This is a genomic window from Streptomyces rubiginosohelvolus (assembly GCF_014649875.1).
GTDB lineage: Bacteria > Actinomycetota > Actinomycetes > Streptomycetales > Streptomycetaceae > Streptomyces > Streptomyces rubiginosohelvolus.
The window spans coordinates 536,217-551,712 of sequence record NZ_BMTW01000002.1; the positions used below are offsets into that span (position 1 = coordinate 536,217).

Annotated in this window: 15 protein-coding genes; 8 read left to right on the plus strand and 7 right to left on the minus strand. The window is 72.9% G+C overall.

Features of this window, described 5'->3' with window-relative positions; genetic code table 11:
• Window positions 1-79: 79 nt before the first annotated feature.
• The 4 genes from IE134_RS34610 to IE134_RS09685 all read left to right on the plus strand — a co-directional run bounded on the left by IE134_RS34610 (window position 80) and on the right by IE134_RS09685 (window position 2,070).
• A complete protein-coding gene (locus IE134_RS34610; protein WP_311605579.1) occupies window positions 80-166 on the plus strand; it encodes a putative leader peptide in 87 nt (28 codons plus the stop codon).
• 73 nt (window positions 167-239) lie between these two features.
• The gene (locus IE134_RS09675) at window positions 240-815 is read left to right on the plus strand and encodes a cupin domain-containing protein (RefSeq protein ID WP_189430191.1); all 576 of its coding nucleotides are present in this window, start codon (window positions 240-242) and stop codon (window positions 813-815) included.
• The gene (locus IE134_RS09680; RefSeq protein WP_030715925.1) at window positions 812-1,225 is read left to right on the plus strand and encodes a rhodanese-like domain-containing protein; all 414 of its coding nucleotides are present in this window, start codon (window positions 812-814) and stop codon (window positions 1,223-1,225) included. Before IE134_RS09675 ends, IE134_RS09680 begins: the two co-directional genes overlap by 4 nt.
• Window positions 1,226-1,401: 176 nt before the next feature.
• Window positions 1,402-2,070, plus strand: a complete 669-nt coding sequence (locus IE134_RS09685) for a DUF6197 family protein (RefSeq protein ID WP_189430193.1) — start codon at window positions 1,402-1,404, stop codon at window positions 2,068-2,070.
• Between the two features lie 69 nt (window positions 2,071-2,139).
• Here IE134_RS09685 and recX read toward each other — a convergent pair whose 3' ends face one another.
• On the minus strand, window positions 2,140-2,892 hold the full coding sequence (gene recX, locus IE134_RS09690; RefSeq protein WP_030715913.1) for a recombination regulator RecX: 753 nt from the start codon (window positions 2,890-2,892) through the stop codon (window positions 2,140-2,142).
• A gap of 3 nt (window positions 2,893-2,895) precedes the next feature.
• A complete protein-coding gene (gene recA, locus IE134_RS09695) occupies window positions 2,896-4,020 on the minus strand; it encodes a recombinase RecA (RefSeq protein WP_098895073.1) in 1,125 nt (374 codons plus the stop codon).
• A gap of 295 nt (window positions 4,021-4,315) precedes the next feature.
• On the opposite strand from recA, the gene IE134_RS09700 reads away from it, so the two are divergent.
• Window positions 4,316-4,936: a dihydrofolate reductase family protein gene (locus IE134_RS09700; RefSeq protein ID WP_189430195.1), complete on the plus strand. Its 621-nt coding sequence runs from the start codon at window positions 4,316-4,318 to the stop codon at window positions 4,934-4,936.
• A gap of 121 nt (window positions 4,937-5,057) precedes the next feature.
• Window positions 5,058-5,942: an SDR family oxidoreductase gene (locus tag IE134_RS09705; protein WP_098016604.1), complete on the plus strand. Its 885-nt coding sequence runs from the start codon at window positions 5,058-5,060 to the stop codon at window positions 5,940-5,942.
• 29 nt (window positions 5,943-5,971) lie between these two features.
• Here IE134_RS09705 and IE134_RS09710 read toward each other — a convergent pair whose 3' ends face one another.
• Window positions 5,972-7,138, minus strand: a complete 1,167-nt coding sequence (locus IE134_RS09710; protein ID WP_030715903.1) for an AI-2E family transporter — start codon at window positions 7,136-7,138, stop codon at window positions 5,972-5,974.
• Window positions 7,139-7,395: 257 nt separating this feature from the next.
• Window positions 7,396-7,590: a DUF3046 domain-containing protein gene (locus tag IE134_RS09715; protein ID WP_030592235.1), complete on the minus strand. Its 195-nt coding sequence runs from the start codon at window positions 7,588-7,590 to the stop codon at window positions 7,396-7,398.
• Window positions 7,591-7,669: 79 nt separating this feature from the next.
• Here IE134_RS09715 and IE134_RS09720 point away from each other — a divergent pair, with 79 nt between their 5' ends.
• Window positions 7,670-8,584 carry a hypothetical protein gene (locus tag IE134_RS09720; protein WP_189430197.1) on the plus strand — a complete coding sequence of 305 codons (915 nt, stop codon included), beginning with the start codon at window positions 7,670-7,672 and terminating at the stop codon, window positions 8,582-8,584.
• Window positions 8,585-8,623: 39 nt separating this feature from the next.
• Here the strand turns inward: IE134_RS09720 and IE134_RS09725 are convergent, their stop codons facing one another.
• The 3 genes from IE134_RS09725 to IE134_RS09735 all read right to left on the minus strand — a co-directional run bounded on the left by IE134_RS09725 (window position 8,624) and on the right by IE134_RS09735 (window position 10,694).
• Entirely contained in the window at window positions 8,624-8,929 is a 306-nt protein-coding gene (locus tag IE134_RS09725) for an AzlD domain-containing protein (RefSeq protein WP_030715898.1), read from the minus strand.
• On the minus strand, window positions 8,926-9,750 hold the full coding sequence (locus IE134_RS09730; RefSeq protein WP_098016605.1) for an AzlC family ABC transporter permease: 825 nt from the start codon (window positions 9,748-9,750) through the stop codon (window positions 8,926-8,928). The genes IE134_RS09725 and IE134_RS09730 overlap by 4 nt, the downstream gene beginning before the upstream one ends.
• Before the next feature lie 95 nt (window positions 9,751-9,845).
• Window positions 9,846-10,694 carry an AraC family transcriptional regulator gene (locus IE134_RS09735; protein ID WP_189430199.1) on the minus strand — a complete coding sequence of 283 codons (849 nt, stop codon included), beginning with the start codon at window positions 10,692-10,694 and terminating at the stop codon, window positions 9,846-9,848.
• A gap of 102 nt (window positions 10,695-10,796) precedes the next feature.
• On the opposite strand from IE134_RS09735, the gene IE134_RS09740 reads away from it, so the two are divergent.
• Entirely contained in the window at window positions 10,797-15,482 is a 4,686-nt protein-coding gene (locus IE134_RS09740; RefSeq protein WP_189430201.1) for an Lhr family ATP-dependent helicase, read from the plus strand.
• Window positions 15,483-15,496: the final 14 nt, after the last annotated feature.

Genomic DNA, 15,496 nt, shown 5'->3' on the forward strand with positions numbered 1-15,496 from the left:
GGTCCGTCGTCCGCCGCACATCTGCCTCACCGGCGGACGCACATTGACCGTCACGGGCACGCATGGTGTACTCCAGATCATGACCGACACCGATGTGCGCCTGTGGCGGAGGGTCCATATGGACCTCGTCCGTTACGCGGGCTGCGTGTGTCGTCCGTCCTGCTGAATCGCCTCCCTCTGCCGGCTCGTGCCGTTTTCCGCACGGCCGGAACCCCGCGCGAACTCTCAGGACGGTCCTCGTGTCTTCCGCTCACTCCGCCGTGCCCACAGCCGGCTCGGTGCCTTCTCCCACTTCCCCCGTTTCTTCCTCTCCCGCTCTCGCCGCGCCGACGATCACGGAGCTGCTGGACTTCGTCCGCCGCACCGCCCGGAACGAGGCGCTCATCGCCTCGTTGCCCCTCGATCCGGAGGGCCGCACCTGGATCCGGCTCGACGGCCCCGGCGGCAGCGAGGCGTGGCTGATCGGCTGGCCGCCCGGCACCGGTACGGGCTGGCACGACCACGCCGACTCGATCGGCGCGTTCACGACGGCGGCCGGTGCCCTCAAGGAGCACTCGCTGGCCGTGCGGCTGCCCACCGACGGCTGGAAGACGCTGGAGCTGACGGACGGCGTGGACCGGTCGAGGGAGCTGGCGGCCGGTCAGGGCCGGGCCTTCGGGCAGAACCACGTCCACGAGGTCCTCAACGAGTCCGAGGACGTGCACGCGGTCTCCGTCCACGCCTACTACCCGCCGCTGCCGCGGATCCGCCGGTTCAGCCGCACCGGTGCGGTGCTCCGGCTGGAGCAGACCGAGAGCCCCGAGGACTGGCAGTGAGCGAGAACCGAAGCACGGAAGCCCCTGTCCCGGTGGGCATCGACGAGCTGCTGGAGCGGGTCAGGGCCGGCTACGACCGGATCGACCCGCGCGAGGCCGCCGCGGCGGCGGAGGCCGGGGCCCTGCTCGTGGACATCCGGTACGCGGCCCTCCGCGACCGGGACGGCCTGATCCCCGGCGCGCTGGTCGTCGAACGCAACGAACTGGAATGGCGGCTCGACCCGCAGGGCAGCCACCGCGCACCTGAGGCGGTGGGCCACGACCTCCAGGTCGTCGTCATCTGCAACGAGGGATACGCCTCCAGCCTGGCGGTCGCCTCGCTGCGGCAACTGGGACTCCACCGGGCCACCGATCTGATCGGCGGCTTCCAGGCGTGGCGCGCGGCGGGACTCCCGGTAGCCGCCACCTGACGCCCGGCACCCGCAACCTGGCGCCCATCCCCCTGGCGCCCGGCACCTGAGCTCAGGTGCCGGGCGCCAGGTTTCTGCTGCCACACACCCGAACGCCACGTTCCACTGGAGCAATCGCCGTGCGTGACCGACATTCGCCTCACACAGAGGACCGAAATGTACGGAGATGACCGCATATGGCGACCGCTGTCCTCACCCCTGATCAGCTCGACGGCCAGGCTGCCCTGCTGCACGACACCCAGGCGTGGCAGCAGATCGTCACGGGCTGGGAGCACACCGCCGCCGAGCCCGCGCCGGCCCCCGAGCCCGCGCCGGCCCCCGAGCCCACGCCGGCCCCCGAGCCCGCGCCGGCCCTCGGACCTGCAAGGCCCTCCGACTGGCGGGGCCTGCTGTCGGTACCCGTGGACCAGCTGATCGACGACACCCTGCGGGCCCTCCCCACGCCGCCTCCGCACGAGCGCCCGCTGCCCGGACGGCTGGGGGCGATGCTGCCCGACCGCGTCCACCTCTGGCGGCGGGTCGGGCAGAGCGAACTGCGCCCTTCGGTCCATCTCGGCTACGCGCGGCAGATCCTGGCCGAGTGGGGCTGGCAGAACACCCCGTACCGGCTGCGGAACGCCCGGGGAGCACGCTGTGTCTGCGGCGCGATGGTCTCCGCGCACCGCCTCGGCTACGGGTCCCTCGACACCGTGGACCGGGCCGGCGCCTGGCTGATCACGGAGCTGCGCGCGCAGGGGTGGCCCGGGCTGATCGGCCCCTGGAACCGCCATCCCGGCCGCACCGCCGCCGATGCCCTGGCGCTCGTCGACGCCACCATCCGCCGCGCGTCCCTGGCCGGACAGTAGCGCCGGACAAGGACTGACGAAGGACCGGCGAAGGATCCACGTCGGAGGATCGGCGTCAGATGATCGGCGTCAGAAAGGCTCGTCGAGGCCCTCCGTGTCCTCGCCCTCCTCCTCCAGCGCCTGCCGCACCACCCGCAGGGCCATGCCCTCCCCGTATCCCTTGCGGGCGAGCATCCCCGCCAGGCGGCGCAGCCGCTTGTCCCGCTCCAGGCCCCGTGTGGAGCGGAGCTTGCGGGCCACGAGCTGGCGCGCCGTCTCCTCCTCCTGGTCCGGGTCGAGCTGCCCGACCGCCTCGTCGATCACGGCGGAGTCCACGCCCTTCGTCCGCAGCTCACGGACGAGGGCGCGGCGCGCGAGCCCCCGGCCGTGGTGCCGGGACTCCACCCACGCCCCGGCGAACGCCGCGTCGTCGATCAGCCCGACGCCCTCGAAGCGGGCGAGCACTTCCTCGGCCGCCTCGTCCGGGATCTCCCGCTTGCGCAGGGCGTCCGCGAGCTGTTTGCGCGTCCGCGGTGTCCCGGTGAGCAACCGCAGGCAGATGTTGCGCGCCTGCTCGACCGGGTCACGCGGCTCCCCCTTCTCGGCCCTCGACGAGGAAGGGGAGCCGCTGCTTCTGGTGCCGGAGCGGGCACGGCGGCCCGCCCCCTCGCCGAATCCGCTCCCGGCGCCCGCTCCCTCGCGTGAGCGGCGCCCGGACCGCGCCCCGACGTCGTCCGCTGCCGCCCCCCGCGCGGCGGCGGACGCGTCGGTGGGCCCGTAACCGGATCCGGCATCGCCGCCGGGCTCGGCAGGGCTGTCCGGCCACTCCGTACGACGCGTCACGGCCTAGCTCTTGGCCGCCGCGGTCTTGGCCGGCTTGGCCTTGGTGGTCGCGGTGGTCGCCGGCTTCGCCGCCGCGTCGGCCGCCGGTGCCGCAGCCGCGTCCGCTGCGGGCTCGCCCGCGTCGGCGTCCGGGCGGACGCCGACGCCCAGCTTCTCCAGGATCTTCTTCTCGATCTCGTTGGCGAGGTCGGGGTTGTCCTTGAGGAAGTTGCGGGCGTTCTCCTTGCCCTGGCCGAGCTGGTCGCCCTCGTACGTGTACCAGGCGCCGGCCTTGCGGACGAAGCCGTGCTCCACGCCCATGTCGATCAGTCCGCCCTCGCGGCTGATGCCCTGGCCGTAGAGGATGTCGAACTCCGCCTGCTTGAACGGCGGGGCGACCTTGTTCTTGACGACCTTGACGCGGGTGCGGTTGCCAACCGCGTCGGTGCCGTCCTTCAGCGTCTCGATCCGGCGGATGTCGAGGCGCACCGAGGCGTAGAACTTCAGCGCCCGGCCACCGGTCGTGGTCTCCGGGGAGCCGAACATCACGCCGATCTTCTCGCGGAGCTGGTTGATGAAGATCGCGGTGGTCTTGGACTGGTTGAGCGCACTGGTGATCTTGCGCAGGGCCTGGCTCATCAGCCGGGCCTGGAGACCCACGTGCGAGTCGCCCATCTCGCCCTCGATCTCCGCACGGGGCACCAGGGCCGCCACGGAGTCGATGACGATCAGGTCCAGCGCGCCCGAGCGCACCAGCATGTCGACGATCTCCAGCGCCTGCTCACCGTTGTCCGGCTGGGACAGGATGAGGCTGTCGATGTCGACGCCGAGCTTCTTCGCGTACTCGGGGTCGAGGGCGTGCTCGGCGTCGATGAAGGCCACCGAGCCGCCCAGCCGCTGCGCGTTCGCCACGGCGTGCAGCGTCAGCGTCGTCTTACCGGAGGACTCCGGTCCGTACACCTCCACCACGCGGCCGCGCGGCAGACCGCCGACGCCGAGGGCGACGTCGAGGGCGGTCGATCCCGTGGGGATGACCTCGATGGGCTCGTTCGGCCGCTCACCGAGGCGCATCACCGCACCCTTGCCGAACTGTCGTTCAATCTGTGCGAGCGCGGCGTCCAACGCCTTCTCGCGGTCGGTTCCTGCCATGGGTTCCACCCGATTTGCTTGAGTCGATCGCTTCACGTCACAGACGCTAACCCCTGCCACTGACAATGGGCCTCGACGTCCTCCCGGCCTGTGGACAACTCCACGGCCGGGCCCGGGAAAACCCGGCCGGAATCCCATCAGAATGGATGTTCGATTTCCGTGTCAAGCGCACCACGCGGGTGCGGCGACACGGTGGCACGATGAGCTCTCGGGCCCTCGGCGGTCTACCCCGTGACAGCCGCATCGGGCGGCTCGCCCCGCGGGCGCCGCACGGTCGCCACAGGAGGACGGCATCATGACCGGACATTCAGGCAGGGTCACCTGCGACCTCTCGATCTCCGTGGACGGATACTCGGCCGGGCTCGATCAGAGCGAACAGCGTCCGTTCGGCGAGGACGGCGGCGACGGCTGGGGCGACCGGCTGCACTCGTGGATGTTCGCGACGCCGGAGCTGCGCCAGGCCGAGCTCGACCGGCTGGAGACGATCGGCGCCTTCATCATGGGCCGCAACATGTTCGGCCCCGTACGCGGCACGTGGGATCGCGACTGGAAGGGCTGGTGGGGCGACAATCCCCCGTACCACGCACCCGTCTTCGTGCTCACCCACCATCCGCGCGACCCGCAGCCGATGGACGGCGGCACCACGTTCCACTTCGTCACCGACGGCATCGAGTCCGCGCTCCGCCGGGCCCGCGAGGCCGCCGGAGACCGCGACGTGTCGATCCACGGCGGCGCGCGGACCATCAACCAGTACCTGGCCGCGGGCCTGATCGACGAGCTGCGGCTGCACATCGTGCCGTTCACGCTCGGCGCCGGCACCCGCCTCTTCGACGGAGTACCGTCACTGGATCTCGAGCAGGTCGAGACGCGCACGGGGGACACGGTGACCCATGTGACCTACCGCGTCCTGTCCTGAGCGGCCACCGACCACCTGCAGGCCTGGGTGTATCGCCCTATATTCGGTCGGTATGGAAGCGACTACGGAGCCCGGAGCACCCCATGGCGGGCAGCACCCCGGCCCCGACCTGGCCGGTCGTGTGGCGCTCGTCGCCGGTGGCACCCGCGGAGCCGGGCGAGGCATCGCCGTCCAGCTCGGCGCCTCCGGGGCGACCGTGTACGTGACCGGCCGGACCAGCGGCTCCGAGCGCTCCGAGATGGACCGGCCCGAGACGATCGAGGAGACCGCGGCCCTGGTCGACGCGGCGGGCGGACGGGGCATCGCCGTCCAGGTCGACCATCTGGTCCCCGACCGGGTCAGGGCGCTCGTGGCCCGGATCGCGAGCGAGCAGGGAGCCCTGCACATCCTGGTGAACGACATCTGGGGCGCGGAGATCGAGTGGGACAAGCCGGTATGGGAGTCGTCGCTCGACACCGGACTGCACACCCTGCGGCTGGCCGTCGACACCCACGCCATCACCAGTCACTTCGCGCTGCCGCTGCTGATCGAGACACCGGGCGGGCTGGTCGTCGAGATGACCGACGGGACGGACGAGTACAACGCGTCCCACTACCGCGTCTCGTTCTTCTACGACCTGGCGAAGGCCGCGGTGAACCGGATGGCCTTCGCCCTCGGCCATGAACTCGCGCCGCACGGCGCGACGGCCGTGGCGCTGACCCCGGGCTGGCTCCGGTCCGAGGCCATGCTCCAGGCCCACGGGGTGACCGAGGCCACCTGGCGCGACGCCGTCGCGCAGACGCCCCACTTCGCGATCTCCGAGTCACCCGCGTACGTCGGCCGCGCCGTGGCCGCCCTCGCCGGCGATCCCGAGCTGGCCCGCTGGAACGGCAGGTCGCTCTCCAGCGGGCAGCTCGCCCAGGTGTACGGCTTCACCGACGTGGACGGGGACCGGCCCGACGCCTGGCGCTATCTGACCGAGGTCCAGGACCCGGGCCTCCCGGCCGACGTGACGGGCTACCGCTGACGCCGGCTGTTCTCGCCGAACGGGCACCGCTACCGCTGACGCGGCCCGTCCGACGTGCCCTCCGCTCCCCCGCTGCCGCCGACCCGGGGTCCTTGCAGGAGCCGGCGCATGCGTGACGGCAACGGCCTACCGGGCGCGCGGGTGCTTCCCCCCTGCACGCGCGGGTCGTCCATGACGTCGTACCGCTTCACATAGGCGCCCAGGAACGCCTGGAGCGTGGCGATCGCGGGGATGGCGACCAGCGCGCCGACCGCGCCGAGCAGGGCCGTGCCGGCGATGACCGATCCGAAGGCGACCGCAGGGTGGATGTCGACGGTCTTCGCGGTCAGCTTGGGCTGGAGCACATAGTTCTCGAACTGCTGGTAGATCACGACGAAGCCGAGCACCCACAGCGCGTACCAGGGGTCGACCGTGAAGGCGATCAGCATGGGCAGGGCGCCCGCGAGATACGTGCCGATGGTGGGGATGAACTGTGAGACGAGTCCGACCCAGACCGCGAGCGCCGGGGCGTAGGGCACTTCGAGGATGACCAGCAGGATGTAGTGCGCGACGCCGGAGATCAGCGCCATGAGACCGCGCGAGTAGATGTAGCCGCCGGTCTTGTCGACCGCGATCTCCCAGGCGCGCAGCACCTCGGTCTGCCGGGCCGGCGGCAGGACGGAGCACAGCGCGCGGCGGAGCCGGGGGCCGTCGGCCGCGAAGTAGAAGGAGAACAGGAAGATCGTCAGCAGCCGGAACAGCCCGCCCAGCACCGTGGTGGAGACGTCGAGCACTCCGGTGGCGCTGTTCTGGACGTACTTCTGCAGCCAGTCGGAGTGCAGCAGGCTGTCCTGGACCTCGACCCGGGAGAGTTCGGTGCGGAAGGTCTGGTTGACCCAGTTGATCACCGAGTCGATGTACTTGGGCAGCTCGTCGACCATGTCGACGATCTGGCCCGCGAGCATCGACCCGAGCAGCACCACGAATCCGACGCCGAAGATCGTCACAGCGAGGAAGACGAGGAACGTGGCGAGTCCGCGGCGCATCCCGCGAGCCGCCATCCGGCCGACCGCGGGCTCGATGGCGAGCGCGAGGAAGAACGCGATCAGAATGTTCGTCAGCAACCCGATGAGCTGGTCGAACGCCCAACTGCCGAGCTGGAAGCACGCGTAGAGCGCCAGGGCCAGCACCATCGCACGCGGCAGCCAGCCGGGCATACGGACCCCGCCGGATCCGGACGGCGACGCGGGTGGGGCGGCCGGCGGAGCGGGCGGGGAGGCGGACGGCTGGGCCGGGGCGCTCTCGTCTGTCGATGACACGGGACAAGTCTCGCCTACGCCACGGACAGCCGGTCCCCCGCCCCGAACCGCCCGCTCCGGCTCAGCTCCCGCCGAAAAGGGGTCTCACAGGCGCAGCGCTTGTCCGCCGGGACAGCCGGGGACGTTCGGGGACGTCCTGAACGTTCGTGGGACGTTCAGCGCTTGTCCGCCGGGACGTCCATGGCCGCACAGACCCCGCGCCAGACGTCCTTGGCGTCCCAGCCCGCGTCCAGGGCCTGGTGCACCGTGCGACCGCCGAGTTCGGCCATCACATGGTCGCGGGCGAAGGAGTCCGCGTACGCCGCACCGAAGTGGTCGGCCATCCGCTCCCAGAAAATCGTCAACCGCATGCCACCAGTATCCCGCTCCTGAGAGTGCAGCAGGTCCACCTGGCATGTGCCCGGCCCCTTCGCCCTCTACGGTCGGTCCATGGCTGGAACCGGAGCACACACCCTCGCCCGTGCCGAGCAGTTCATCTGGCTCACCGCCCGCATCCTCGAACAGAGGAGGTTCGCCCACGCCTTCCTGGGCGGAGACCCCGACCCCGTCGAGACGGCCCTGACCGCCTACCTCAACAAGGACGGCGGCTACGGTCACGCGCTGGAACCCGATCTCCGGGGCCCCGTCAGCCAGCCGCTGCACGCCGCCCACGCACTGAGCGTTCTCGACTCGATCGACCGCTGCGACGGACAGCGCGTTGAACGGATCTGCCGCTTTCTGACCGATGTATCAACCAAAGAAGGCGCGCTGCCCGCTCTGCTACCCACGCAGCGTGGCTATCCCGCGGCCCCGTTCATCCCGATCGTGGACGACCCGCCGGCGGAGCTGCTCGCGACCGGCCCGGTCGTCGGGCTGCTGCACGGCAATCAGGTGTGGAACGCCTGGCTGTTCCGGGCGACGGACTTCTGCTGGAGCGCCGTCGAGGCTCTGGAGCAGTCCCACCCCTACGAGGTCGAGGCCGCGGTCGCCTTTCTGGACGGCGCCCCGGACCGGGCCCGAGCCGAGGCGGCTGCGGACCGCCTCGGCCGGCTGGTGCGCGAGCAGCGGCTCGCGGTGCTCGACCCGTCCCGCCGGGCGGAGTACCCGGTGGCGGCGGGCTACGCACCCGGCGAGCACCACTTCCCGCACGACTACGCCCGTACGCCCGGGTCCCTGGCCCGCCGCTGGTTCACCGACGAGGAGCTGGAGCGCTCGCTCGACCATCTGGAGGCGGAGCAGCAGGAGGACGGCGGCTGGCCCGTGACCTGGCGCCGGTGGGCGCCGGGAACCGCGTTGGAAGGGCGCCCGCTGGTGACGCTCAGGGCCTTGGAGACGCTGCGCGCGTACGGTCGCCCGCTCGGCTGACCACCGCGGCAGGCCGCACAGGAGGTACGGCCCCCTCGCTCAGGCCAGCGCCCGTACGCCCGCCGTGACCACGACGCCCGCGCCGACGACGACCAGGAAGGGAGCGCGCAGCACCAGGGCGAGTGCCGCCGCGCCGAGACCGGCGGCCCGTGCGTCGAGGACGAGCTGCTGGCCGTCGCCGAAGGTCTGCTGCGCGGTGAGTGCCGCCAGGAGTGCCACGGGCAGCAGGGCGGCCATCCGCTGGACGAGCGGCCGCTCCAGTACGCCCGCGGGCACCAGCAGGCCCAGGAGTTTGGCGAGGTAGCAGCCCGCCACGGTCAGTCCGATGGCAATCCAGACGTTCATGAGTGCCGCTCACCCTTCTTCCGCTGTGTCACCGCGCCGTTCGAACCCTTCCCGTCGCCCGGTCCCCGCTTCGTCCGTCCCATGAGGAAGAGGACGACAGGCGCGGCGAGCGCCGACAGCAGGACGGGCACCCCCGCGGGCAGCACGGGCAGCAGGCTCAGGGCCAGCACGACGGCCAGTCCCGCCGTGACGCGTTCGGTGGTGCTCCTGAGCATCGGCGCGAGCAGCGCGAGGAACACCGCGGGACTCGCCGCGTCGAGGCCCCACGCGTCGGTGTCGCCCAGCGCCTCGGCGCCCAGGGCACCGACCAGGGTGGTGAGGTTCCACAGCACGTAGAGGGTGAGTCCGGTGACCGTGAAGCCGATGCGCGCGGCCCGCCGGGTGGGCTGGGGCAGGGTGACCGCGGTCGTCTCGTCGATGACCCAGTGGGCGGCGAACGGCCGTACCGCGCGGGGAAGGGCGAGCAGTTGGGAGAGGCGCAGACCGTAGAACGCGTTCCGGACGCCGAGGAAGAACGCCCCGGCCGCCGCGGTGTACGGGTTGCCGCCTGCGGCCAGTGCCCCGACCAGGGCGAACTGCGAGGCACCGGTGAAGACGAGGAGGCTCAGGACGCAGGTCTGGAGCAGGCTGAGGCCGGATCCGGCGGAGGTGACGCCGAAGGCGAAGCCGGAGAGGCCGACGGCGATACCGACGCCGAGCGCGTCCCGGACGACGGCCGCGTCCGGCTTGTCCGGTCGGTCCTCGGCCGCCGGTCCGGGCGGACCGGCGGATATGGCACCGGGCGTGCCGGTGCTCTCTGGGGGTGCTGTCTGTTCTGCCACGTCCGGAACGCTACGGGGGTCTTCCCGACCCGGTCTTGTACGTTCTTGCACGCCCGGACGGTGCTTTCGGTGACTCCGGTGCGTTCGCGCGCGCTTCACCGGCTGGGCCGCAGCACTCCGCGCTCGCGCTGGTACGCGCCCGGCGGCACGCCCACGATCCGGGTGAAGTGCCGGTTGAGGTGCGGCTGATCCGTGAAGCCGACGGCGGCCGCGGCCTCGGCCGGGGCGACCCCGGCGTCGAGCATGCGGCGGGCCCTGCGCACCCGGGCGTCCGTGAGCCAGGTGTGGGGCGGCATCCCGTACTCCTTCTTGAAGGCCCTCAGCAGCGCGAACGGACCGGTGCCCAGCTCGGCGGCGAGCGTCTCCAGCGTGGGCGGGTCGGCCATGCGCTCCTCCAGCGCGGCACGGGCGCGTACGGCGTTCCGCGCGCCCCCGGCGTGCGCGGTCAGGCCGGGCAAGGGGCTGCCGTGCCGACTGAGGAGCCGGGTGACCAGGATCCGCAGCAGGCTGTCGGCCGCCAGCGCGTTGCCCTCCTCCGCCGCCCGGTGCACCTCGGTGATCAGCCGGGAGGCGTGGGGGTCGGTCACCCGGGTCTCGGCGAAGCCGACCGTACCGCGCAGGGACGTCACCTCGGCCGCGATGTCGTTGATCACCTGGGCCGACGGGTAGAGCGTGGAGTACGCCCAGCCCTCGGGCGCCCCGGAGCGTGCGGTGTGCGGCACCTCCGGGTTGATCATGACGACGGTTCCGGGGACCGCGTGGACCGTGCCGCCAGGCAGCCCCACGTCCTCCACCCCGCCGGTGACCGCCCCGAAGACATAGCCCTCGTGGCTGTGCCGGGGAAAGGTGTGGCGGAGGTACCGGGCGCGCAGCAGATCGAGGTCGGGCAGCGCGGCGTACTGCCAGTGCCGTGCCCACTCCGCCACGCCGTCCGCTCCCGCCATACGGCCATTCTCGCAGGTCCGGGTCGTGCGCGACCGGCCGAGCGGGCCACCGCGTGCGGTGTCACCGGCCCGTTGTCAGTGGCGGGGTGCACGATGGGGGACATGACCGGATCAGCGCTCGACGCGTTCTCGCCGGCGACCCGCAGTTGGTTCGCCGGGGCCTTCAGCGCGCCCACCGCCGCGCAGGAGGGCGCCTGGCGGGCCATCGGCGAGGGCAGCGACGTCCTGGTCGTCGCGCCGACCGGTTCCGGCAAGACGCTGGCCGCGTTCCTCGCCTCGCTGGACCGGCTGGCCGCCGAGCCGCCGCCCGCCGACGCCAAGAAGCGCTGCCGTGTGCTGTACGTGTCTCCGCTCAAGGCCCTCGCGGTCGACGTCGAGCGCAACCTCCGCTCGCCGCTGACCGGCATCCGCCAGGAGTCGGTGCGCCTGGGCCTGCCGGAGCCCGAGGTGCGCGTCGGTATCCGCTCCGGGGACACCCCGCCGGCCGAGCGGCGCTCCCTGGTGACCCGGCCGCCGGACATCCTGATCACCACGCCCGAATCGCTGTTCCTGATGCTGACGTCCTCCGCCCGGGACGCGCTGGCGGGCGTCGAGACGGTGATCCTCGACGAGGTGCACGCGGTCGCCGGGACGAAGCGGGGCGCCCATCTCGCCCTCTCCCTGGAGCGGCTCGACGAGCTGCTGGCCCGTCCCGCCCGGCGCATCGGCCTGTCCGCGACGGTCCGGCCGGTCGACGAGGTGGCCCGCTTCCTCTCGCCGCAGCGCAAGGTGGAGATCGTCCAGCCCCGGTCCACCAAGGAGTTCGACCTCTCGGTCGTCGTCCCGGTCGAGGATCTGGGCGAGCTGGGCGGCTCCCCCGCCACCGACGGGGACTCCGGCCAGGCGGACAAGCCCTCGATCTGGCCGCATGTCGAGGAGCGCATCGCCGATCTCGTCCAGTCGCACCGCTCCACCATCGTCTTCGCCAACTCCCGGCGGCTCGCAGAGCGCCTGTGCAACCGGCTGAACGAGATCGCCTACGAGCGGGTGACCGGCACCGCCTTCGACCCCGACGACCCGGCCCCCGAGCTGCCGGAGGCGCACGCCCCCGCCGAGATCATGGCCCAGTCCGGGGCGGGCAAGGGGGCCCCCGCCCTGCTGGCCCGCGCCCACCACGGATCGGTCTCCAAGGAGCAGCGCGCCCAGGTCGAGGAGGACCTCAAGGCAGGCCGGCTGCCCGCCGTGGTGGCCACCTCCAGCCTGGAGCTGGGCATCGACATGGGCGCGGTCGACCTGGTGGTCCAGGTGGAGTCCCCGCCCTCCGTCGCCTCCGGGCTGCAGCGGGTGGGCCGGGCCGGGCACCAGGTGGGCGCGGTCTCGACCGGAGTGGTCTTCCCGAAGTACCGGGGCGATCTGGTGCAGGCCGCCGTGGTCACCGAGCGGATGCGCGAAGGGGCCATCGAGGCACTGCGCATCCCGGCCAATCCGCTGGACGTCCTGGCGCAGCAGCTGGTCGCCATGGTGGCCCTGGACAGCTGGCAGGCCGACGACCTGCTGGCCCTGGTGCGGCGGGCCGCCCCGTTCGCCTCACTGCCCGAATCGGCGTTCACCGCCGTCCTCGACATGCTCGCCGGGCGCTATCCCTCCGACGCCTTCGCGGAGCTGCGCCCCCGGGTGGTGTGGGACCGCGTGGGGGGAACGGTCACGGGCCGCCCCGGCGCGCAGCGGCTCGCCGTCACCTCGGGCGGCACGATCCCGGACCGCGGTCTCTTCGGGGTCTTCCTGGCCGGGGCCGACCCGAAGAAGGGCGGCGGCCGGGTCGGCGAGCTGGACGAGGAGATGGTCTACGAGTCCCGCGTCGGCGACGTCTTCACCCTGGGCACGACGTCCTGGCGGATCGAGGACATCACCCGGGACCGGGTACTCGTCTCACCCGCCCCGGGCGTTCCGGGGAGGCTGCCGTTCTGGAAGGGCGACCAGCTGGGCCGCCCGCTGGAGCTCGGCCGCGCCCTGGGGGCGTTCCTCCGTGAGATCGGCGGCCTGTCCGAGGAGGACGCCCGGCTGCGGCTCCTCGCCGCCGGACTCGACGCCTGGGCGGCGGACAACATCCTGGCCTATCTGGACGAGCAGCGCCGGGCCTGCGGCCATGTGCCGGACGACCGGACCATCCTGGTCGAGCGGTTCCGGGACGAGCTGGGCGACTGGCGGGTCGTCGTGCACTCCCCCTTCGGCGCCCAGGTGCACGCCCCCTGGGCACTCGCCCTCTCCGCCCGCCTCGGTGAGCGCTACGGCATGGACGCGCAGGTCATGCACGCCGACGACGGGATCGTGCTGCGACTGCCCGACGCGGACATGATGGGCCTGGATCTGCTCGACTTCGACCCTCCGGGGACCTCCGACGCCGGGAAGGACGCCCCCCCGCCCGGAGCCCCGGCGTACGACAGCGACCAGCCCCCGGTGGCGGCGGCCGACGTCGTCTTCGACCAGGGCGAGGTCCAGCAGATCGTCACCGACCAGGTGGGCGGATCGGCCCTGTTCGCCGCCCGGTTCCGGGAGTGCGCCGCGCGCGCCCTGCTGCTGCCCCGGCGCTCCCCCGGCAAGCGCACCCCGCTCTGGCAGCAGCGCCAGCGAGCCTCCCAGCTGCTCCAGGTCGCCTCGGAGTTCGGCTCCTTCCCGATCGTCCTGGAGGCCGTCCGCGAATGCCTCCAGGACGTGTTCGACGTCCCCGGGCTCACGGAACTGATGGGTGATCTGGAGGCGCGCCGGGTCCGGCTGGTCGAGGTGACCACCCAGGAGCCCTCGCCCTTCGCCCGCTCGCTCCTCTTCGGCTACGTGGCCCAGTTCCTGTACGAGGGCGACTCACCGCTCGCCGAGCGGCGCGCCGCCGCCCTCTCCCTGGATTCCCATCTCCTGGCCGAGCTGCTGGGCCAGGCGGAGCTGCGCGAGCTGCTCGACCCCGAGGTCCTCACCGAGCTGGAGCGGGAGCTCCAGTGGCTCACCGAGGACCGGCGCGTCAAGGACGTCGAAGGGGTCGCCGACCTCCTGCGCGTGCTCGGTCCGCTGACCGACGCCGAGCTGGCCGAGCGGGGCGCCGAGCCGTCCTGGGCGCCGGAGCTGGCGACGGCACGCCGGGCGATCCAGGTCCGGATCGCCGGCGCCGGCCATTGGGCGGCGATCGAGGACGCCGGCCGGCTGCGCGACGCCCTGGGCACCGCGCTGCCCGTCGGCGTCCCCGAGGCGTTCACCGAGCCGGTGAAGGACCCGCTCGGCGACCTCCTCGCCCGGTACGCACGGACCCACGGCCCGTTCACCGCCGCCCGGGCCGCCGAGCGCTTCGGGCTCGGAACCGCCGTCACCGACGGCGCTCTGCAACGCCTCTCGGCCTCCGGCAGGACAGTCCAGGGTGAGTTCCACCCGGCGGGCATCGGCCAGGAATGGTGCGACGCCACGGTGCTGCGCCGGCTCCGCCGCCGGTCGCTGGCGGCGCTCCGCCAGGAGCTGGAGCCCGTGCCGCCCGCGGCCCTGGCCTCCTTCCTCCCCCAGTGGCAGCACTTCGGCTCCCACCGGCTGCGGGGTATCGACGGGCTGGCCCGCGCCGTCGAGCAGCTCCAGGGCGCGCCCGTGCCCGCGTCGGCGCTGGAGAAGCTGATCCTGCCGAGCCGGGTCCTCGGCTACACCCCGGCGATGCTCGACGAGCTCACGACCACGGGCGAGGTCGTCTGGGCCGGGGCAGGAGCGCTGCCCGGCAAGGACGGCTGGGTCTCCCTCCACCTCGCCGACAGCGCACCGCTGCTCCTGCCTCCCCCGCACCCGCTGGAGCTGTCGGCGCTCCACGAGTCCGTGCTCACCACGCTCTCCGGCGGATACGGCCTCTTCTTCCGCCAGATCGCCGACCAGGTCCGGGCCACCACCCACCCGGACTGCACGGACCAGCAGCTGGCCGACGCCCTGTGGGACCTGGCCTGGTCCGGGCAGCTCACCAACGACACCCTGGCCCCGCTGCGCTCGCTCCTGGGCTCCGGGCGGACGGCGGGCTCCACCGCCCACCGCTCCCGGCGCAGCGTCCCGCGCGGGCGTTACGGCTCGCTCACCGCCGCCGCCAGGACCGCCTCGCGGACCGGCCCGCCGACCGTGTCGGGCCGCTGGTCGCTGCTGCCCCCGGTCGAGCCGGAGCGGACCCACCGCGCCCACGCCCTGGCCCGGACCCTCCTCGACCGGCACGGCGTGGTGACCCGCGGCGCGGTGCAGGCCGAGGGGGTGGAGGGCGGCTTCTCCGCGACGTACCGCGTCCTGGCCGCCTTCGAGGACAGCGGGCAGGCCCGGCGCGGCTATGTGGTCGAGGGTCTGGGGGCCGCCCAGTTCGCGATGGACGGGGCGGTGGACCGGCTGCGGGCGGCCTCCACAGCTCGTGACCGCCGGGATCCGGACACCCCGCCCGAGGCCTTGGTGCTCGCCGCGGCCGACCCGGCCAACGCGTACGGCGCGGCGCTGCCGTGGCCGGAGTCCCCGGACGGCGCCGGACACAAACCGGGCCGTAAGGCGGGGGCGCTGGTGGTCCTCGTCGACGGCGAGCTGACGCTCTACATGGAGCGCGGCGGCAAGACCCTCCTGGCCTGGCCGTCCGACCCCGAGGCCCCGGCCCTGCGCGCGGCGGCCGAGGCCCTGGCCGCCTCGGCCCGCGCCGGAGCCCTGGGCACGGTGACGGTGGAGCGGACGAACGGCGTCTCCTCCCTCACCTCGCCCCTGGGCCGGACGCTGGAGGCGGCCGGCTTCCTCGCCACCCCGAGAGGCCTGCGCCTGCGCGCCTGACCCGGGTCATCGGA

Excerpts from the sequence above, each read along its gene's own strand:
- IE134_RS34610 (WP_311605579.1), top strand. The coding sequence starts at position 80 with ATGACCGACACCGATGTGCGCCTGTGGCGGAGGGTCCATATGGACCTC.
- IE134_RS09685 (WP_189430193.1), top strand. The coding sequence starts at position 1,402 with ATGGCGACCGCTGTCCTCACCCCTGATCAGCTCGACGGCCAGGCTGCC.
- recA (WP_098895073.1), bottom strand. The coding sequence starts at position 4,020 with ATGGCAGGAACCGACCGCGAGAAGGCGTTGGACGCCGCGCTCGCACAG.
- IE134_RS09700 (WP_189430195.1), top strand. The coding sequence starts at position 4,316 with ATGACCGGACATTCAGGCAGGGTCACCTGCGACCTCTCGATCTCCGTG.
- IE134_RS09710 (WP_030715903.1), bottom strand. The coding sequence starts at position 7,138 with ATGCCCGGCTGGCTGCCGCGTGCGATGGTGCTGGCCCTGGCGCTCTAC.
- IE134_RS09715 (WP_030592235.1), bottom strand. The coding sequence starts at position 7,590 with ATGCGGTTGACGATTTTCTGGGAGCGGATGGCCGACCACTTCGGTGCG.
- IE134_RS09720 (WP_189430197.1), top strand. The coding sequence starts at position 7,670 with ATGGCTGGAACCGGAGCACACACCCTCGCCCGTGCCGAGCAGTTCATC.
- IE134_RS09725 (WP_030715898.1), bottom strand. The coding sequence starts at position 8,929 with ATGAACGTCTGGATTGCCATCGGACTGACCGTGGCGGGCTGCTACCTC.
- IE134_RS09735 (WP_189430199.1), bottom strand. The coding sequence starts at position 10,694 with ATGGCGGGAGCGGACGGCGTGGCGGAGTGGGCACGGCACTGGCAGTAC.
- IE134_RS09740 (WP_189430201.1), top strand. The coding sequence starts at position 10,797 with ATGACCGGATCAGCGCTCGACGCGTTCTCGCCGGCGACCCGCAGTTGG.